This window comes from Enterococcus sp. DIV1096b (genome assembly GCF_050498765.1).
GTDB classification, from domain to species: domain Bacteria; phylum Bacillota; class Bacilli; order Lactobacillales; family Enterococcaceae; genus Enterococcus_D; species Enterococcus_D entomosocium.
In genome coordinates this window covers 1353031-1371711 of record NZ_JBMHEK010000001.1, presented here as the reverse complement: position 1 = coordinate 1371711, position 18681 = coordinate 1353031, and the positions used below count along the sequence as shown (strand labels likewise).

Annotated in this window: 17 protein-coding genes; 6 read left to right on the top strand and 11 right to left on the bottom strand. The window is 41.6% G+C overall.

Features of this window, described 5'->3' with window-relative positions; all coding sequences use genetic code 11:
- Positions 1–24: 24 nt before the first annotated feature.
- Positions 25–999: a choloylglycine hydrolase gene (gene bsh / locus IGJ17_RS06560; RefSeq protein WP_005236690.1), complete on the bottom strand. Its 975-nt coding sequence runs from the start codon at positions 997–999 to the stop codon at positions 25–27.
- 394 nt (positions 1000–1393) lie between these two features.
- On the opposite strand from bsh, the gene IGJ17_RS06555 reads away from it, so the two are divergent.
- The 3 genes from IGJ17_RS06555 (at position 1394) to IGJ17_RS06545 (ending at position 3604) form a co-directional block, all read left to right on the top strand.
- Positions 1394–1906 (top strand): hypothetical protein, encoded by a 513-nt coding sequence (locus IGJ17_RS06555; protein ID WP_429961164.1) that lies wholly within the window; start codon positions 1394–1396, stop codon positions 1904–1906.
- Between the two features lie 16 nt (positions 1907–1922).
- A complete protein-coding gene (locus IGJ17_RS06550) occupies positions 1923–2171 on the top strand; it encodes a hypothetical protein (protein WP_005236692.1) in 249 nt (82 codons plus the stop codon).
- Between the two features lie 461 nt (positions 2172–2632).
- Positions 2633–3604 (top strand): diacylglycerol/lipid kinase family protein, encoded by a 972-nt coding sequence (locus IGJ17_RS06545; protein WP_008379780.1) that lies wholly within the window; start codon positions 2633–2635, stop codon positions 3602–3604.
- 52 nt (positions 3605–3656) lie between these two features.
- On the opposite strand, the gene IGJ17_RS06540 is transcribed toward IGJ17_RS06545, so the two are convergent.
- The 3 genes from IGJ17_RS06540 to IGJ17_RS06530 are packed head-to-tail and all read right to left on the bottom strand — an operon-like array spanning position 3657 to position 6907.
- A complete protein-coding gene (locus IGJ17_RS06540; RefSeq protein WP_016613262.1) occupies positions 3657–4829 on the bottom strand; it encodes an ABC transporter permease in 1173 nt (390 codons plus the stop codon).
- The gene (locus tag IGJ17_RS06535) at positions 4816–5961 is read right to left on the bottom strand and encodes an ABC transporter permease (RefSeq protein WP_034878640.1); all 1146 of its coding nucleotides are present in this window, start codon (positions 5959–5961) and stop codon (positions 4816–4818) included. Before IGJ17_RS06535 ends, IGJ17_RS06540 begins: the two co-directional genes overlap by 14 nt.
- A 13-nt stretch (positions 5962–5974) precedes the next feature.
- Positions 5975–6907, bottom strand: coding sequence for an ABC transporter ATP-binding protein (locus tag IGJ17_RS06530; protein WP_005236700.1), 933 nt, complete (start codon positions 6905–6907; stop codon positions 5975–5977).
- An 86-nt stretch (positions 6908–6993) separates the two neighbouring features.
- On the opposite strand from IGJ17_RS06530, the gene IGJ17_RS06525 reads away from it, so the two are divergent.
- Both IGJ17_RS06525 and IGJ17_RS06520 read left to right on the top strand, forming a co-directional pair.
- Entirely contained in the window at positions 6994–8103 is a 1110-nt protein-coding gene (locus IGJ17_RS06525; protein WP_005236702.1) for a sensor histidine kinase, read from the top strand.
- Entirely contained in the window at positions 8100–8723 is a 624-nt protein-coding gene (locus IGJ17_RS06520; protein ID WP_008379771.1) for a response regulator transcription factor, read from the top strand. Before IGJ17_RS06525 ends, IGJ17_RS06520 begins: the two co-directional genes overlap by 4 nt.
- Before the next feature lie 99 nt (positions 8724–8822).
- On the opposite strand, the gene IGJ17_RS06515 is transcribed toward IGJ17_RS06520, so the two are convergent.
- From IGJ17_RS06515 to IGJ17_RS06495, 5 genes are all read right to left on the bottom strand, one after another.
- On the bottom strand, positions 8823–9050 hold the full coding sequence (locus tag IGJ17_RS06515; RefSeq protein ID WP_005236708.1) for a hypothetical protein: 228 nt from the start codon (positions 9048–9050) through the stop codon (positions 8823–8825).
- Positions 9051–9146: 96 nt separating this feature from the next.
- Complete coding sequence (recD2, locus tag IGJ17_RS06510) at positions 9147–11807, bottom strand: SF1B family DNA helicase RecD2 (protein ID WP_016613259.1); 2661 nt, start codon at positions 11805–11807, stop codon at positions 9147–9149.
- A gap of 20 nt (positions 11808–11827) precedes the next feature.
- A complete protein-coding gene (locus tag IGJ17_RS06505; RefSeq protein ID WP_008379766.1) occupies positions 11828–12481 on the bottom strand; it encodes a histidine phosphatase family protein in 654 nt (217 codons plus the stop codon).
- A 17-nt stretch (positions 12482–12498) separates the two neighbouring features.
- On the bottom strand, positions 12499–13002 hold the full coding sequence (gene trmL / locus IGJ17_RS06500; RefSeq protein WP_008379765.1) for a tRNA (uridine(34)/cytosine(34)/5-carboxymethylaminomethyluridine(34)-2'-O)-methyltransferase TrmL: 504 nt from the start codon (positions 13000–13002) through the stop codon (positions 12499–12501).
- Positions 13003–13355: 353 nt separating this feature from the next.
- Positions 13356–14198, bottom strand: a complete 843-nt coding sequence (locus tag IGJ17_RS06495; protein ID WP_061053975.1) for a methyltransferase domain-containing protein — start codon at positions 14196–14198, stop codon at positions 13356–13358.
- 102 nt (positions 14199–14300) lie between these two features.
- Here IGJ17_RS06495 and IGJ17_RS06490 point away from each other — a divergent pair, with 102 nt between their 5' ends.
- On the top strand, positions 14301–14942 hold the full coding sequence (locus IGJ17_RS06490) for a copper homeostasis protein CutC (protein ID WP_086332246.1): 642 nt from the start codon (positions 14301–14303) through the stop codon (positions 14940–14942).
- A gap of 75 nt (positions 14943–15017) precedes the next feature.
- Here IGJ17_RS06490 and IGJ17_RS06485 read toward each other — a convergent pair whose 3' ends face one another.
- The gene (locus IGJ17_RS06485; RefSeq protein WP_005236718.1) at positions 15018–16799 is read right to left on the bottom strand and encodes an ABC transporter ATP-binding protein; all 1782 of its coding nucleotides are present in this window, start codon (positions 16797–16799) and stop codon (positions 15018–15020) included.
- The gene (locus IGJ17_RS06480; protein ID WP_086332245.1) at positions 16786–18537 is read right to left on the bottom strand and encodes an ABC transporter ATP-binding protein; all 1752 of its coding nucleotides are present in this window, start codon (positions 18535–18537) and stop codon (positions 16786–16788) included. Before IGJ17_RS06480 ends, IGJ17_RS06485 begins: the two co-directional genes overlap by 14 nt.
- Between the last annotated feature and the right edge of the window lie 144 nt (positions 18538–18681).

Here is an 18681-nt window from a genome sequence, read left to right as displayed (position 1 = left end):
TTGAGATGGCTTTTTAAGAATGGATCAGTTACTGAAAAGAACTTGTTGGTCTTCAATTAATGGATAAGAAATCGGTACATTACCTTCCAAATCTTCTTTATTCATATCAACTGCAACGATTTGACTATTTTCATACGTACGATAGTAATAGATTCCTTTATCTGTATTGCAGCAAGAAGAATAAATCGTGTACTCATAGCGCTCATTGCCTATGTCACAAAGTCCTTTTTGTTGCTCAACCGAACCTAAAATATGGAAGAACTGACTAATGCTTTCGGATTCAGATTCTCCAGAAACGGAATTCAATCGGGTAAAAGCTACTTTGACAAAGCGAGACATCGAAGAAAGATCTCCTGGCAGACCTAAGCCGCCCATTCCACGACTATATTCATCAAAATCCACCTTGTCAGAAAAATGAGTTTCCGGAGTTTTCGATGATAACACACGGTAATTATTCAAATTGAACAATTGATAGTCAAATGGTGGATTATTTGTCAAAACTCCCACCGGATTTTCATGAATATGAAGGCCATCACTCATACTTTCCACAACGATGGCACTTTTTTTATCAGCAATCATCCAATGCAAAGGCGATAGAGGCAAATCTTCACTAAAATTGATCCGAACGAGATTGACATTGGCTAATAGCCCTTTTACCTCTTCGACAGTAGCGCATTGTCCTAAGAGCCATGGGATGAACTCAAAAGGCGTAACATTCTCTTTTCCTTCTTGAAATTCATTGTAGACAGCATTTTCTGGAAAATTCAATCCAGCGATACCTAAACCTTTTTCATTGACCGCATCATAATACAGTGGATACTCAGCGACACCAGCAGCAATCCCAATCATTGCGTAATGGTGATCTATTTCACTTACTTTGCGAAATTTGAATGGATAATTTCTCGGAGTAATGGTCACTACTTCTTTATAAGAAACATCATAATCAAAATTTCTGCCAAAATAATGATCTTTCGTTACATAAGTTAACGCAGTACACATAATACTTCCTCCTAAAATAAGTTTTTTACACTTCTAATTTACTCCTATCGCTTTTTTTTAACAAGGAAAAAGCAATAAATAATAATAAAAAAATAATTAGATATATTATAGTTATTTTAATATCTTTTCTCCATAAAATGCAAACCTTTTGAATTTTTACACAAAATAAAAAAACGCTTTTTTTATCACTATTTATAACAATATGCATAAACATAGTTAAATAATGGTTAAAATAACCAGATACTTCTTTATTCGTGAGGCTTTTCAAGGTAAAATAAATAAAGTATCTAAAAAAGAAAGGATATGTTCTTTTTTAGATACAAAAAAATATTTCTTCATAAATTATAATATAAGCAAAATATTACAATTTATTTTGAAAAAAAGGGGTTTAAAAATGAAAAAGATTTTATTTGGTTTTGTACTAGTATCCACTTTATTCCTGGCTGGTTGCTCTAGTGAAGATGTGGAAAGTGATACTGTCGAATCGTCACAACAAACAACTGAAACAACAATGGAAAGCTCCGAAGATTCTGAGGATGTCGCTGCTTCTGAAGAAGAAGAGATTGAAACTAATGAGAGCTCAGAAGAAGAAATTGACAGCCAAGCGAATGAGCAAGCTTCTGATGAATTGGAAGCACAACTTGAAAAATTATCTGATACGTACGCTGATCTGATCGCAGAAGTTGAAGGGTATATTGCCAATCCTGAAACTTATGATTTGTCCGCTTACACTTCTGTTATGCGTAGCTACACTGATTTGATGAGAGAATTTCAAACAACCACTGAGACAATTGAAGCGGCTGATCTAGGTGACGGCTGGGCTTACTACGATATCTATATGGATATTTTAGAAAAATCTGTGAAACTAACTGAAGCCTTCGCCAATCTACCAGAAATGCAGCAATAACTAAAGGAGCTCTCCTATGAAAAAAGTACTAATTAAGCTAGTACGGATTTTATGTGTGATCACAATAATCCTTAACATACTAGGCACCTCTGCTTTATTTTATCTTGCCCATACTCAAAATTTACTGGGATTTATGTTTCAAACATGGCAAAATAATCCGTTTAATTTTAGTAATTACGATGTGCTGATAATCAATAATGCGATTATATTTTTAGTGGTTCCAATTTTGATTTTAATTTTTGTGAAAAATCCAAAAAAAGAATGACTGCTACTTTCTAAAAGACATAAAAGCAAAATCGAATGAAAACTCGGTTTTGCTTTTCCTTTATCTTTTATTTAAACTATTTAAATTTATCTAAAAGACAACTACCAAATCACGTAAGCGATTGCTAAAAGAGAAAAATGTGCTATACTATAAGTGTAAGGAGCAAGGATTCCCAGTAAAGCAGACGAAGCAGGTTCTGCAAGAAAAGAATTGTTGTCAACTTAGAATAAAAGACAAAGGATGTGGGAATTTGAGTTACTCCTTACTAATTGAATAGGATTCGGCGATGGGCATCATTACCTGAGGATCAAAGTGGACATAAGAACCTTTGAAAACCCAGAAAGCACAATCGTCGAATCTATTTTTTTGCTCTTTTTTCAGGCATCGTCTCCCCGCCTTCTGTCGAAACATGCTATAATTAACCGCATTGAACGAAAAAACGATATGGAGTTATTCATAAAATGAACTATTATTATCACTTCCTCGTAAACCCTGCTTCAGGTAGTGGACGAGGAAAAAAAGCGGCGGAACGTGTGCAAAGAATCGTAAAAAAACATCGTTTCCCCCATCAAATCTATCTAACCAAATCACCCGGTGACGAACGGAACATTACCAGAAAACTCTTAAAAGAACGCCTTTTGCCTTGGGATGATGTCTATTTAGAAAATGGCGAGATGCTTTATCCATTATTGGTGGTTATCGGCGGTGATGGAACGCTGCACCAAGTAGTATCAGAGTTACAACTGGAACAACAACAAATTCCCGTTGCTTACATCCCCGCTGGCTCGGGAAACGATTTTGCGCGAAGTATCGATCTGCCACGAGAGCCGGAAAAAGCGTTTTGGAAAATTGCCGGTACTACTAAGCCCCAAGAATTGGCCATTATCCGCTATGAAGAGCAGATCCAAGAGGAAAACGGCATCGCTCTTAATAATGTGGGTATTGGTCTTGATGCGGCAATCGTCTATACCACCAATCACTCTGTGGCAAAAAGCAGTCTTAATAAGTTCAACCTCGGCTCCTTTTCCTATATCGCTGCAATTATCCGCGTTTTGTTTCTTCAAAGAGGTTTTCCGATCTTAGTCGAGTGTAATGGGCAACAATTCAGTTATAAAAAAGCTTTTTTGTGCACCACGACCAATCATCCTTACTTTGGCGGCGGTGTTGCAATCGCCCCAACCGCTTCAGTCAGAGAGAAAAAGTTTGATTTCGTACTCGTTGAGCGTGTGTCGATTTTCAAGATTTTCTGGCTGATCGGTTTACTGATGCGTAAGAAACACATGAATTCACGCTACTTTCATCATCTCTCCACGTCGAAGCTGAGAATTATCTCTACCGTGCCCCAACATGGACAAGAAGATGGCGAAGAAATGGGCCAACGTCCCTTTGATATTACCTTTACTACTGCCAATCAATTATTTTGGTGCCCATAAAGAAAACGATACAAATCAGCAACGATTTGTATCGTTTTTTTCTGTGTACCTGTTAGTTTTTCGCTGAGTTGTACTGCCAACGAGGACTGCCTTCTTTTCCCAAAACAAAATGAATCATTGAAAATACTGCTGCAAATGCAACCAAGACAAAGCCATTGAACCAAAACGATTCAGTAAACCCTTGATTGTACGTGAGGGTCTCGCTAATCAAGGTATTGTTTTGAACAAACCAATACGTTGGTGTAAACGCCGCGATTTTATTGACGATATCTGGCAGGAAATTAGCTGATACAAAGACACCACCGATAAAACAGCTGCCGGTTATAAAGATATTGCTGATCCCGCCGATTGCTTCTGAATTTTTCACCAGGGAAGTGACACACGCCGAGAAGCTGATGACTGGTAATAAAAACAAGAACGTGTTCAAAATGTGGTACCAAGCTGCTGTATCCCAAGACGTGCGGATCACTAATAACACCATCAGTAATAAAAAGCCGAAAGTTAAGAGCAGCGAATAACTGATCAAGCTTAACAGGATTTTCCGCTGTAAGACACGTTTAGCAAGAGGGGCGCTCTGGTTTCGCTTGCTGATTGCTTTGCGATTAAAGGCCATATTGATCACGCCAAACCCGCTAAATATTGATAGAAAGAGACCATATGACAATAAGTTAAAGGTCATGCCTGTTAACATTTTTTTCATTCGTTGACTATATTCTGTACTGAGTTCAACTTGCCCAGTGACGGCTAGCGCTGTTTGTGCTTGTTCTATCGCCTCACTAACTGTTTTACCTTCTTCTTTAAAAAGCAAAAGCGTCTGTAAGTACGTGTTCACTTGCTGGGTGACAATGGTTTTAGAGAAAGCATCTGGCCGGCTTTGAATCTCGATTGCTGGCATCTGGCCGGCCTCCACCTGTTCCGTGAAATCTACTGGTAAATGCAAGACGATGTTTATGCGATTAAAATAAAGGGCATCATCAATTTCTTTTTGTGAGGTACCCTCCAAAGTGACCAAGGTCTGCTTCTCCTTCAAGTAGTCCCGAAGACCGTCAACGACTGGCGACTCCTCTTCACTGATCAAAGCAATGTTGGCTTCTTGTAAAGAGGTGTTTTCGACGTCGATGCTTTGTGCATAAAAGAATGTAACTCCCACAGTGATCAGTACTCCAATTAGTAAATTCGACTTATTGGCCTTCAGTAAAGTCCAAATCGTTTTATAAAGCGTCATAGCGCACCCCTCTTTCGATCCAAGTATTTCCAATTGCGAAAAGGACGATAAAGCCAGTCAACCATAAAAGATTGGTATAAAAGCTAGCCAGATCTGTATAGTAGTATAATTGATAGAGACTTTCACTGATCAAATTGACGAGATTTATTTGCCCCAGTATCGGCACATGTAGATCAAGCCAATACTTGATTTGTTCCGAGCCCATCATCCCGGCAAAAAAGCTCATCGCCATCGTCACGGAAATCAAAATGCCATCCTTTTGCACCAGATTCATTTTTGGCGTCAGATTTCCAATCAATGTTCCTAGCAAAATCGCACACAATGATCCCAACGCGGCAACCAGTAGTAGCCACTGCCATCGTTCACCAAAGTCTACTTGATAGACAAAACGAAAAACCGCTAAAATAATGTAGACTTCTACTAACACAATCGTAAAACTCGCCGCTAAATTCGCACTTGAAACCAATGTGCGTTTTCTTGGTATCAAGGAAAGCCGAATCCCATTCGCGGATTGATTGGCTTGCTGATCCTGAACATTGCGAACACCCCACATCGTCCCATAGAGGATCGCCATCCCAATCAAAGTAAAGAAATAAAAACTTTTAACACTCATGTCACGATCAGCATTCACTTCTTGAAAAGTCGCTTCCTGTTCAAACGCGGCCATAATTGGTGCAAGATCAAGCGTTTCAAGTTCTGCTGCTTTACTAGAAATAATCGCTGTACGTTGTAAAAATTGATCCATTACATTTTTCATCAACGTCTGACTCATGCCCGCTTGCCCCACATGGAGTGAAATCGTTTCGTCAGCTATCAGATAAAACCCAGCTAAATCACCCGCATTCAGCTCTTCAACTGCCTCTGCTTCTGATAGTTCCTTAAGATCAAATAATGGTTTTTCATTGATTTCCACTTGTTCAAGGACCGCGGAAAAATTTTCCGAAAGCGCTGATTGATCCCCGTTTTTTACGATTCCCGTCGTGATTGTCTCTAAATTTCCTGCTTGATCGATCTCCCCAAAGGCCGCCATAAACATTAGGCCTAAGAGAATGGGAAACGCCAACGTCCAAAACAGCATGGATTTATTTCGCAACAGCACTTTTGTGCGATATTTGTAAAAATGCCAAAACATGTTTTCCCCTCCTTTAGTCTCTCAATTCCTTGCCCGTGATCTCTAAAAAGACATCATTTAAGGTCGCTTCTTTGGTTGCAATTTTTCCGTAACTGATTTTCTCTGCTTGTAAGAGCGTCAAAATGGGGAGCAAGACCGTATTGAGTTCCGTCGTTGTTACTTGGAGCTGTCCCTCTTTATAAACGATCCCGTCAGCAGTAATGGTGGTTTGAATTGTAGCCAATACATGGTCTGGCAGTAAGGGGATGTCGATGGTCAAACGATCTGCCGTGCGTACCATGTCTTTCAGAGATTCCTTGGTCCCTTTGGCAATCACCTGTCCCTGATCCATAATCACGATCTGGTCACAAAGAATTTCCACTTCTTCCATGTAATGGGTCGTATAAACGATCGTTGCTCCTTGGCGATTCAGCTCTTTGATGCTTTCCAAAATTTTATTACGACTTTGGGGATCGACGGCGACTGTTGGTTCATCTAAAAAAATCAAGCGTGGCTTATGAGCGATCCCACAGGCAATATTCAACCGTCGTTTCAAGCCACCACTCAGCTCACCTGGATGGAAAGTCACGAAATTTTCCAATCCCACTAATTGTATGACTTCTTCGATCAATGCTTGCCGTTTCTCTTTGTCAGCAACATATAAACCACAAAAATAATCGATATTTTCTTGTACACTTAGTTCTTCAAAGACGGCAACATCTTGAGGAACGACGCCGATCATTGCTTTAACGGCATAGTTTTCAGGGGTCATGGTTGATCCAAACAGTTTAATGGTGCCTTTGTCATAATTTAGCAAAGAGAGCATACAATTGATAGCAGTCGATTTCCCACTACCGTTTGGTCCCAATAATCCTAAAACTTCCCCTTCTTGTACTTGCAGATCAAAATGATTCAATGCCACAAAATCACCATAGCGTTTAACTAATTTATCAATTTCAATAATCATGATGAAAAACTCCTTCCAAATTTCTTGTTAATCTGACTATAATAAAGTTTAAGAAAAGAAACTAGTGACGATTGACCAAATCAACTATGACATTTGTCACAATGAAGGAGTCTGCCATGTCCAAATCTCGACTACTCAGCGAAGCTGGCTTTCTACTCGCAATCTCGTTGCTTCTATTGGTAAATCAAGGATTTGTTGCCGTACAAGTCATTTTTTTGCTGATCGCTATTTTCTTCACTGGTGTCAGTTATTTATTGCCTAGGAAAGCAAGCTGGTTTTTTCAAGTTATTCTATTGCTTCTATGTACTTTTTGGCCAGAGCTTGCCCTCTTTCTGCCTGCAATGATGCGGGTGATCGCTCCTGAAGAAAGAAAAGATGACATTCTATCTTTATTAGGATTTTTATTGATCGCAACAGTTGGCAATCAATCCCCCTCCAAGATCGCCTTTGTCATCCTTTTGTTGCTTTTTGCTTTTTACTTACGTAAAAAAGAACAGCGAATGTCTGCTCTTGAGAAAAAGTACATCGCTTCAAAAGATACTCATTGGGAAAAACAGCAGCAATTATCGCAGCAAAACAAAGTACTAGCCTTATCACAAGAAACAAAATTGGCCTTACAAATTGCCGAAGAACGAAATCGAATCGCGCGAGATATCCATGACAATGTTGGCCATCTGCTGTCGAGTGCCATTTTGCAGATTGGCGCACTTGAAATGATCAATCAAGAACCAAAACTGAATGAGCCCTTAGCAAATTTGAGTGCTACGGTTCACACTGGGATGGATCGTATCCGCCAAAGCGTTCATGATCTCCATGAGACATCGATTACTTTCCAACAGTCCTTAGAGTTTCTGATTGCTGATTTTCCATCTTCAGTCACGATTGAAGGAACCTTATTTGAAGGATTGAACGAAGCCCAGCAAAATTGTTTCTTAATGGTGATCAAAGAAGCCTTGACCAACAGCATCAAACACAGTCATGCCAAAACCGTTGTCTTGCATTTTCGGACACTGCCTGCTTTTTTCCGCTTGCAAATCACCAATGATGGGGTCCGCGGATCTCAAATTGCTAAAACTGGAATCGGTCTGAAAACGATGCGTCAACGGGTCCAAGAACAACAAGGACAAGTTCATATCTTACAAGAAAACCAACGCTTTCAGTTGACGATCATTTTACCAAAGGAGGAACACCAATGATTACTGTAGTTATTATTGACGATGATCCGTTTGTGACGACCTCGTTGCAAACCATTTTAGAAAGCACAGAAGAAATTCGTGTATTAGGCATCGGTCATTGTGCCAAAGACGCCATTGACCTCTATGAAACTCATCGTCCTGACGTTTTGCTGACGGACATCCGCATGCCGGAACAAACTGGGATCGATGCTGCCAAAGAAATACTGGCTAAATTTCCCCACGCGATCCTTTTGCTATTGACTACCTTCAAAGATGAAGAATACATTCGAGAAGCCTTTTCCATCGGTGTGAAAGGTTATTTGATCAAACAGAATTTACAGGCAATCATCCCTTCTGTCAAAGCCTCTTATAATGGCCAAGTTGTCTTTGGGAATGAAATCGTTGAGACCTTCACGCAGCTAATGAAGAACGAACCATCAATTGACAATCAAGCTTCCTTTAGCGAACGTGAATTTGCGATCATCAAAGAAGTAGCAGCGGGTAAAAACAATAAAGAAATCGCCGATGCCTTGTATTTGAGTGATGGAACCGTTCGTAATTACATCAGCCAATTACTAGAAAAGCTGGGGTTACGGGATCGCACGCAATTAGCAATCTATTTTTATCAGCATTTACAGTGAGTCTCGTTAGACACAAAAAACCTGAAGAAATGCGCCTTTGCATTCTTCAGGTTTCTTTCTATTCGATTATTCAACAGTTGGTTTCTTCTTGGTAGAAAATCATGGATTTCCAGGACTGCCAGGATTCGTTGGGTTATTTGGTGTGTTAGGCGGGAAAATCGGCGCCTTATCTAACGTTTTTTCTAATCCTGATTCTTCCCGTTCGCCTCGTTCTGCATCAGGGCTTTCATCTAATTTAAATTCTTTTTCCATCTCATCCAATTTCTTAAAGTCGTTGCCAGATTCTTTTGCGAGTTTTGCTAATTTGTCTTCGGTTTCTTTCGCCATAATGTAACGCCTCCTTTTGATTTCAGCTTAGCATAAGAAGCTGAAAAACCAAAAGAAAGCGCTCACTAACAACCCATTTTTAGCATTTTCTCATCGTTATAATCCCTCGTTTTTTACGGGCATAAAGTCGTACGGAGAACAGTCCTTCATCCCAATCATTGGATCTACTAAATGCTTTTTGACCATCGTTAAGGTCAGCACACCATCGTTTTGCGTTTCTTCGATGAGTGCTTCTTCCCCCGTAGTCCCTTCACTTAGGACCTTATCCCCTGACAGAGGCTTGGCCGTTTCTGTCTGATTTGATGCCGACGGATCAGGTTCGGCAAAAGCAAACAAGTCCAACCCACTATCTGGTGACTTTTCTGTCGCTTGCTGGTTAGCAGCAGCTTCAGTGCTGGGATTTTCCTTTGGCTTCGAAGCTACCATTTTTGCCTTCGTGTTCTCAGAGGAATCATTATAAAACGGATCATCGGCTTCCTCAAACTGAGCCAATTTCGCCCGTTGCAGCGGCGTCATTTCTTCCGTGCCATTGATACGTTCTTTTAATGTCGTTAAGCGAGTGGCAGATTCGTGACTGACACAGGTTTGGTAGGCTTGCGGTTCACCAAGTAAAATCAGCATCTCTTTGCTGCGAGTCACAGCGGTATATAGCAAATTGCGCTGCAGCATACGCTGGTATTGATGAACCATCGGCAAAATAACCATTTGAAATTCACTACCTTGGGATTTATGGATCGAACAACAGTAGGATAATGTGATCTTGTTCCATTCATTACGCTTATAGGTCACTTCGTTGGCATCAAATTGAATGACCAGTTCGTCAACCTTGTCTTCCGACTGTTTGGCTAGAGTGATCCCAACGATTTGGCCCATATCGCCATTAAACACGTTATCTTCAGGAGAGTTTACCAACTGCAAGACCTTATCGCCGATACGATACACCGTATCATTGAAGGTGACCTCTTTTTTGGTTCCATCGTTGGGGTTAAAAATCTCTTGCATCATTTTATTCAGAGCATCGATCCCAGCTGCCCCACGATACATCGGCGCCAACACTTGAATATCTTGCGGCGTATAACCTTTGTCTTTCGCCCGTTTCACGATCTGAGCGATCAACGGTTCGATCTTGTACGCATCACACGCAAAGAAAGAACGATCTTTTTGGTTTTGTGTAAAATCAGCAGGCAGCTGCCCGTTTTTGATGGCGTGGGCCAGTGGAATAATACTTGATCCATCTCCTTGACGATAGATTTCCGTCAATTCTTGTTTCGGGATCGCATCGATCGCTAGCAAATCATGAAGGACTTGTCCTGGTCCCACAGAAGGAAGCTGATCTTTATCCCCCACAAAAATCACTTGCATGTTTGTAGGGATCGACTTAAAGAGCGTATTCGCCAACCACGTATCGACCATTGACATCTCATCGACGATCAGTAAACCGCCTTCTAACTCTTTGGGACTAATCGATGGTGCTTTTTCACGGCCATTCAATCCTAACAAACGATGGATCGTACCACTTGGCAAACCAGTCGTTTCGTTCATCCGTTTGGCGGCTCGACCAGTCGGTGCTGCCAAGAGAATCGGAAAGGTTTCGTCGCTGTATCTTGATGGTTCTAAGTCCAAATCGTTCAACTCAGCAAATAATTGTACGATCCCATTGATTACTGTTGTTTTCCCGGTACCTGGGCCACCTGTCAAAATAAACAATGGCGATCGGATTGCTTCTTTGATCGCTTCTTCTTGCGAGGAACCATAGGTGATGCCTAAGTGCTTTTCTATTTTACGTAACGTTTTGCTGATTTTTTTCTCAGGATAGACGATTTCTTTTTTGCGGGAAAGCAAGCGTTCGATGGAACTGGCAATTCCCCATTCAGAAAAGTACAAACTATTTTCATATAAACGGGTTTCTTCTTGTTGGATCTTTCCTTCTTCCACTAGATGAATGATCGTTGATGCCAAATCGTCAGGCGCAATCTCAATGGGGCGGCTCGTTTCTAATAGGCGCAGTGTCTGCTCTAACAAATCTTGGGCGTGGATAAAGGTATTGCCCGTCTGCAAGGACTGGGCGAAGATTTGATGCAAGACCGCCGCTCGAAACCGTTGCGGTGACGAAGCCTCGATCCCCAGCTGTTCAGCGATGCCATCTGCACGTTTAAAGCCAATGCCTTCAATGTCTTCCACCAGCTGATATGGATTCTCCTCAATAATGGATAGCGCCTCATTTTTGTAGGCTTGATAGATAGCAAAAGATAGCTGGCTACCAAAGCCATAGCGACTCAAGCCAACGATTACTTGATCCATCCCATGGTTTTGCCGAACGGTATCTAAAATCATTTTTTGCTTACTTTCATTTAACCCTGGAATCTGCTCCAACAATGCCGGTTCTTCCAGCATCCGGTCGATCGCTTCTTCTCCTAACAGGTCAACGATTTTTTCAGCAGTCTTTTTGCCGATGCCCGGAAATTTTTCACCAGAAAGGTAGGCAATCAATCCTTGTTCAGAGGTCGGTTGTTCTTGTTGGTAACTCTCAGCCTTCAACTGGACGCCATACTTGGGATGATTGACCAGCTCACCAAAAAACCGATACTTTTCCTCTTCTTGGATCTCGCCGAAACTACCAGTAACGACGATCTCCGAGTCTTTGTAGTCGGCATTATTCTCAGTGACTTTAACTAATAGTACTTTATAAAAATTGCTGGGATTCTGGAAAAAGATGGCGGCAACATGGCCGACAAAAAACGTTCTTTCTGGAATCATGGTGCCGCTCCTTTCATGGTTTACAATAAAGCGTCTAACCCTGCCTGATTGCTTAAAAAGCTTGCTTCATTCCAAAGTTTCAGTTCAAAAGGCAGTACTTTTTGGTCATTGGTCTCTAAAAGGCTTAAGCTGTTGTTGACTAGTCCACCTTGCTCTCTTAATTCGGCTAATGGTTTGCCTGCAAGCCACTGGATAGCAGCCGTAAAGGATGCCCCATGACCGACGAACAATAATGGGCCTTCATGCTGCATCACCGCATCCATGACGACGGTCTCGATCCGGCTCAATGTTTCTTGGATCGGCTCTCCCTTAAAGGCACTGGGATCGTAGCGATCAAGATGATTACGCAGATCAGTCAATTGTTGAGGATACTTCTCATGCATTTCATCGATAGAACGTCCTTCTAATTCACCAAGTCCGATCTCACGCAGGTTCTCATTATAAATAATTTCAACAGGGTGATGGAGCCTTGTTTGGATCTCTTGGGCAGTTACTTTTGCTCGTAAAGACGTGCTTGAATAAATCTTCTCAAAAGGAATAGCAGCCAGATGATCACCGAGCAGTTTGATCTCTTCATGACTTTCCGGCAATAACGGTGAATCCCCTAGCATCCCTTGAAAGCGGCGCGCTTGGTTCCACTCTGTTTTTCCGTGACGGGTAAAGTATAATTGCATCGAACAAGCCTCGTTTCTTAATCTAGTTTGTCGTTCTCATAATGGTGTGTCAATTCCAGCTGTGGGAAGCCTTGCTGCCGCAAAACTTCATAAATGATCAAAGCAGCCGTATTTGATAGATTTAGGGAACGAACATGCTCATCATTCATCGGAATGCGTAGGCATTTTTCGGCATGCTCACGCATAAAGCTTTCCGGAAGCCCCGTCGTTTCTTTCCCAAAAATAAAGAACTGATCATCATCTGCGGTATAATCGACGTCAGAATACACGCGATTGGCAAATTTCGAGATCAGGTACAACGGACGCTCTCCTAAAAAGTCCATAAAAGTAGCCAAATCTTTGTGATAGGTGATATTGACATCATGCCAATAATCAAGTCCTGCCCGCTTCAATTGCTTGTCATCCGTTGAAAAGCCTAGTGGCTCTATTAAGTGTAAATGAGTATTTGTTGCTGCACAAGTACGTGCAATGTTCCCCGTATTGGCCGGGATCTGAGGTTCAAAAAGAACGATGTGATTCATAGATAAAAACTCCTTTCGATCGGATATTGCCGATCGGTTCTCGCATTGATTTGTGTCTCTGTATCTTGCGTTTTACAATTGATTCTCAATAGCTTCTTCAATAACTTCTATAGTACCATATTTTGGCACGCTTGTTTTTTGAAAAAGACATTTTTTAAGTTGAATTTTGGGCATAAAAAAAAACGTACCAACTCGGTGTCGATCACTGCGAGTCGTTACGTTAGTGAAGCTCTTTTCACTAACTTTTATCAGAACAGGAACCTGATAAAAACCAATGAAAAATGACTTGAGAACAATATATCACTCCCATGGCATGATTGCAAGAGTAAATAACAAAAAAGTTCAAAATATTTTCAGGAAATTTTCGCAATCAACACCTCAACATCAACAGTTATCTGTGCCAAAGGGGTTTGACGCAGCTTTTCTTTCCTTTCCTCCGAAGCCCCCCACTCTAACGGCGACATGGCAAGTAAATCTTGCCGATTTTCTTCAGGAATCGCAAAAACATGCGTTACTCTTTGACGGGATGCGGTGGGATAGTGTTCAAAAAATTTGCTAACGACCCGTTCATTCGAATACTGCTGTTTTGTTTCGTCATCAGGATAAAAAGCGGCTCGTAGTTCTTTTAAATAATCCGCTGCTGGGACGACTTTGATCAACTGGCCACCCTTTTTTAGAATGCGGTTGAACTCCCCGTAATTTGACGGTGAAAACAGATTGAAAATCGTATCAAAGCTCGCTTCAGCAAACGGCAGGTTGGTCAGATCCGCCACACACCAAAAAGCCGGTACGTTTTGATTGGTTGCTAGATAGACCCCGTCTTTGGCGATATCAAAGCCGACAGCCGCCTGAGTCTTTTCATTGACCATCTGCGCAAGGAAACTGCCTTCACCGCAGCCGACATCTAAAAGATACTCAGCAGCCCCCAAAGCTGCTTTGATGGTCTCAAGGACTGGTGCATACATGCCGCTAGCGATCATACGTTGACGCGGCAAAAACAGTGCTTGATCATAATCTGCTTTAACTTGATGATCCAAAAAGAAAAGTGTGCCTTTCTTTGATAAGTCAAATCGATGACGATTTGGACAAACCAAGCCATTTTCGGTTGGGAAAAATGCTTGGCGGCACAATGGACATTCAAATAAGTGATAATGGGCGTTTAAAAAAAGGCGCCCCCGATCGATTTTTTTTAACATTCAACTTCCCTCATCTCTGCTCTACTTTAGCATATTCTTGTGGTAGAATGCTAGTGGATAGAATAACAAATCAATTGAACACCCATCTATTGGAGGTAAATCATGTTAAAAGAATTTTGTGCAGAAAATTATACCAATATTCCCTTAGCAATCGCACGAGGCGCACAGCGGATTGAACTCTGTGATAATTTAGCGGTCGGCGGAACAACACCAAGTACCGGCGTGCAAGAAGAAGTCCTGCAGTATGCTGGCGAAAAAGGAATACCCGTTATGACGATCATCCGACCTCGAGGCGGTGATTTTGTTTACAATGACACTGAGTTGAAAATCATGCATACCGACTTGATCGAAGCAAAAAAATTAGGAACAGACGGCGTTGTTCTAGGTTGCTTAACTCCTAGCGGCTGGTTAGACGAAGAAGCATTGGAGCTATTGTTAGAAACCGCAGAAGGCTTGCAGGTTACTTTTCACATGGCCTTCGACGCGATTCCTGCAGCGCGCCAATTTAAAGCGATCGATTGGTTAGCTGAGCATGGCGTACAGCGGATTTTGACCCATGGTGGTGCTGCAGGGACTCCGATTGAAGACAACTTCGATCATCTGAAAGAATTGATCGCCTATGCTGGTGAGCGTTTAACGATTTTACCTGGCGGTGGCATTTCCTTTGAAAATGCCCAACAAGTTGCTGATACATTAGGTGTAAAAGAAGTTCATGGAACCAGAATCGTCGACTTTAATGATTGAGCTTGCGTGACACAAAAGAATCACGCAAAGAAATCCCCACAAACGATGAGAACGCATCGTTTGTGGGGATTCTTTTTATATGGCTTGCAATAAGTCGTATTGTGATTGATACAAATGATGGTACAAGCCTTTTTGTGCCATTAGCTGATCATGGTTACCAGATTCAGCAATCGTGCCCCCTGCCACGTAAAAGATTCGGTCAGAATTTTTGATTGTGGACAGCCGGTGAGCGATGATGAATGAAGTTCTGCCTTCTAACAGCTTCAACAGTCCTTCTTGCAGCAATTCTTCTGTCTTCGTATCGATACTAGAAGTAGCCTCATCTAAGATCAAGATTTTTGGATCAGCCAACAACGCTCGGGCAAAGGAAATCAGTTGCCTTTGCCCCGCAGATAAAGTGCTTCCTCGTTCTTCGACGACGGTTTGATAGCCGTCTTTCAACTCCGTGATAAAGTCGTGAGCACGGACGATTTTCGCTGCTTCAATGATCTCTTCTTCTGTCGCATCTAATTTTCCATAGCGAATATTCTCTATGATCGTTCCTGAGAAAATAAAAGTATCTTGCAGCATGACCCCCATTTGTGAACGCAGCGATTCCAGCGTCACGTCACGAACATCCATCCCATCTACTTTAACACTGCCTTCATTGACATCATAAAAGCGGCTCAGCAAATTGATGATCGTGGTCTTTCCTGCACCAGTAGGGCCAACCAAGGCAATGCTTTCCCCGGGTTCGATGTGAAAATTGACATCAGAAAGAATGTTTTTGCCTTCTTCGTATCGGAAGGTCACGTGTTCAAAATCAACGGTCCCTTTCATCGTCGGCAATACTTTTGCATCTGGTTTGTCTTCGATATCTGGGACTTCATCCATCGTTTCAAAAATCCGTTCAAGATAGGCTGTTGCTGTAATCAAAGAATTATAAAAATTCCCGATGTTGATGACTGGATTCCAGAAATTATTGATATAACTGATAAAAGCGATCAGAGTACCTGTGCTGACAGCGACACCGATTTGGCGAATGCCGACAAAATAAATCAAACAAGTCGTAATGACTGAAATGTTTTGCACCCCAGGCCACATGAGAAACTGAATTTTGACAGCTTTCATCCAGGAAGTCCGATAATCATTGCTGACTTCTTGGAAAATCTCTGCATTTTCTTCTTCCCGTGCGAAGGATTGGGTAATCTTGATGCCGGCAATACTTTCATGAATGTAAGCATTTAAATTGGACTGTTTATTGCTCAACTCCTGATAGGCTTTGCGCTGGTTATTTTTGATTACCATCACCATGATGAACAAAATTGGCAGCAACGCAAGGGAATATAGGGTCAATTTGAAGTCGATTGCAAACATAAAGATCAAGGTGATGATGACGTTGAAAACATCGGAAATCAAATTGATCAGGCCATTACTCAACAGGTCACTCAGTGTATTGATATAGTTTACGATGCGGATCAAGATCTTGCCATGGGGCCTTGTATCAAAATAAGAAAACGGCAGCCGCTGCAGATGTTCAAAAATATCAAAGCGCATATCCTTCAAAACATCTTGCCCAATATTCGTGATATGGTAAATACGATAACGCATGCAGACGCCAATAACGATCAAGGTCACTAGAAAGGCAGCTCCTAAAAGCAGCAATTGATTGACATTTTTCTCAGGAATCGATGAGTCGATGGCGATCTTCGTGAAAACGGGCGCCAGCATTCCTGCTAAGTTTGCCAGGATGATCGTAAATAGTACTTTCCCAATGCTTTTTTTATACGGTACGACGTATTGGGACAAACGCTTGAAATCCTTCCAGCTAAATTCCTGGTCTAATTCCTCATCCACATCAAATTTATTTCTCGCCATCGTCTTCACCTCCTGACAAACCTAATTGTTTTTGATACACTTCATAGTATTTACCTCGCAGTTTGACAAGTTCTTCGTGGGTGCCTTGTTCAACGACCCGCCCTTTTTCCATCATCAAGATCTGATCGGCTTCTCGAACGGAGGAGATGCGATGCGCAATGATAAACGTTGTCTTCTCTCCAGTTAATTTCGTTAGTTCTTGTTGGATCTTCGATTCTGTTTCCATATCGACGGCAGATGTCGTATCATCCAAAATCAAGATCGATGGATCTTTCGCTAGAGCCCGTGCGAGGGAGATCCGTTGTTTTTGACCACCAGAAAGTCCGACGCCTCTTTCACCGACAATCGTCTCATAGCCTTGAGGCATTCGAGAAATAAAGGTATCTGCATCGGCGACTACCGCCATTTGCCGAATAAAGCCTTCATCTGCTAAAGGATTTCCAAAAGCAATATTGTCAGAGATGGTATTAGAAAACAAGAAGACATCTTGCATCACCATTGAAATGTTTTCCCGCATTTGTCGCACAGGATACTCTTTGGCATTTTTCCCATCAATGAATACTTCCCCTTCAGTCGGGTCATAAAAACGACCGACTAAATTCACTAAGGTCGTTTTCCCAGACCCAGTTTCGCCTAAAATCCCTAACGTTTGTCCTGGCCCGATGGTGAAGTTGATGTTTTCCAACACATTTTGATCCGGGTCATCTGAAAAGTGGAACGAGACATCTTTGAATTCCACAAACCCTTTGATCGGTTCTAATTTTTCTTGTTGGTGAACCGGTATTTTCGATTCTTGTGCTAGCATTTGTCGAATTTTGATACAAGCTGCAGAAAATCGCTGAACATCGTTGATCAACCAACCGCTCATACGCATAGGGTTATTCAACATCCATAGATAGCCATTAAATGCAACGAGATCACCTAATGTCATCTCCCCATTGATTACGAAAATTCCGCCTAAGACTAAGGCAATGACTGACAAACTTCCTGCTAAGCCATCAAGCCATGGCAGATAGGTACGGGATACTTTGGCAGATGCCATATTGCGGGTCTTAAAATCTTCGTTGTAGGAGCGAAATTTTTCAATCTCAAAATTTTCACGAGCAAAAGCTTTCACTACTCGATTGCCGCCGATATTTTCTTCCACCATTGAATTCAAGCGCGAAAAGCTCTCACGAATGTCAAAAAACAACGGGTGTGCTTTCTTAGACATGCGATTGGTCAACAGAAATATGATCGGTGTGACAGCCACCAGCGCCAACATCAATTTCCAATCAATAAAGCTCATGACCACCACCGCTGAAAAGAACCATAAGATACATTCAGCGATATTGTAAGTCACCCAAGAAACAAAGTGGCGAATGGCATCGGTATCACCAGTCATCCGTGCCATAATATCTCCCACGCGAGTGTGATTGAAAAAGTCGAAATCCAATTCTTGCAGCTTCTGATACAAATCTTCCCGTAAATCGTATAGCGTATTTTGCCCGACCCGTTCAAATAAAATTTGATAACTGTAGCGGACAATGGTACGAATGACGGTCGTTGCGATCATGATCAACAATAATGGAATCAATAAGTGCGTTTTTTGCTGATTGATGACATCATCGATCACCATTCCTCCCAAGTACGGATTAACAATGATCAGCGCTGCATTGATCACTAAAAACAGGACTGCCAATATGATTTTTCCCCGGTTCTTTTTGGCATAGCGCCAGATCCATTGTGTATTACTCATCTAATTCCCCCTCTCGTTGTTAAGCTTAGCGTTTTGAAAAGCGATTTGAATGGTTTTTCTTACTCATTTTGATGTAAAATATTAGTAAGAAGCACCATTCCCTTTTTTTATCGGAGATGGGCACCCAATTGGAGTGAATCAGCC

Excerpts from the sequence above, each read along its gene's own strand:
- bsh (WP_005236690.1), bottom strand. The coding sequence starts at position 999 with ATGTGTACTGCGTTAACTTATGTAACGAAAGATCATTATTTTGGCAGA.
- IGJ17_RS06555 (WP_429961164.1), top strand. The coding sequence starts at position 1,394 with ATGAAAAAGATTTTATTTGGTTTTGTACTAGTATCCACTTTATTCCTG.
- IGJ17_RS06550 (WP_005236692.1), top strand. The coding sequence starts at position 1,923 with ATGAAAAAAGTACTAATTAAGCTAGTACGGATTTTATGTGTGATCACA.
- IGJ17_RS06545 (WP_008379780.1), top strand. The coding sequence starts at position 2,633 with ATGAACTATTATTATCACTTCCTCGTAAACCCTGCTTCAGGTAGTGGA.
- IGJ17_RS06540 (WP_016613262.1), bottom strand. The coding sequence starts at position 4,829 with ATGACGCTTTATAAAACGATTTGGACTTTACTGAAGGCCAATAAGTCG.
- IGJ17_RS06535 (WP_034878640.1), bottom strand. The coding sequence starts at position 5,961 with ATGTTTTGGCATTTTTACAAATATCGCACAAAAGTGCTGTTGCGAAAT.
- IGJ17_RS06530 (WP_005236700.1), bottom strand. The coding sequence starts at position 6,907 with ATGATTATTGAAATTGATAAATTAGTTAAACGCTATGGTGATTTTGTG.
- IGJ17_RS06525 (WP_005236702.1), top strand. The coding sequence starts at position 6,994 with ATGACATTTGTCACAATGAAGGAGTCTGCCATGTCCAAATCTCGACTA.
- IGJ17_RS06520 (WP_008379771.1), top strand. The coding sequence starts at position 8,100 with ATGATTACTGTAGTTATTATTGACGATGATCCGTTTGTGACGACCTCG.
- IGJ17_RS06515 (WP_005236708.1), bottom strand. The coding sequence starts at position 9,050 with ATGGCGAAAGAAACCGAAGACAAATTAGCAAAACTCGCAAAAGAATCT.
- recD2 (WP_016613259.1), bottom strand. The coding sequence starts at position 11,807 with ATGATTCCAGAAAGAACGTTTTTTGTCGGCCATGTTGCCGCCATCTTT.
- IGJ17_RS06505 (WP_008379766.1), bottom strand. The coding sequence starts at position 12,481 with ATGCAATTATACTTTACCCGTCACGGAAAAACAGAGTGGAACCAAGCG.
- trmL (WP_008379765.1), bottom strand. The coding sequence starts at position 13,002 with ATGAATCACATCGTTCTTTTTGAACCTCAGATCCCGGCCAATACGGGG.
- IGJ17_RS06495 (WP_061053975.1), bottom strand. The coding sequence starts at position 14,198 with ATGTTAAAAAAAATCGATCGGGGGCGCCTTTTTTTAAACGCCCATTAT.
- IGJ17_RS06490 (WP_086332246.1), top strand. The coding sequence starts at position 14,301 with ATGTTAAAAGAATTTTGTGCAGAAAATTATACCAATATTCCCTTAGCA.
- IGJ17_RS06485 (WP_005236718.1), bottom strand. The coding sequence starts at position 16,799 with ATGGCGAGAAATAAATTTGATGTGGATGAGGAATTAGACCAGGAATTT.
- IGJ17_RS06480 (WP_086332245.1), bottom strand. The coding sequence starts at position 18,537 with ATGAGTAATACACAATGGATCTGGCGCTATGCCAAAAAGAACCGGGGA.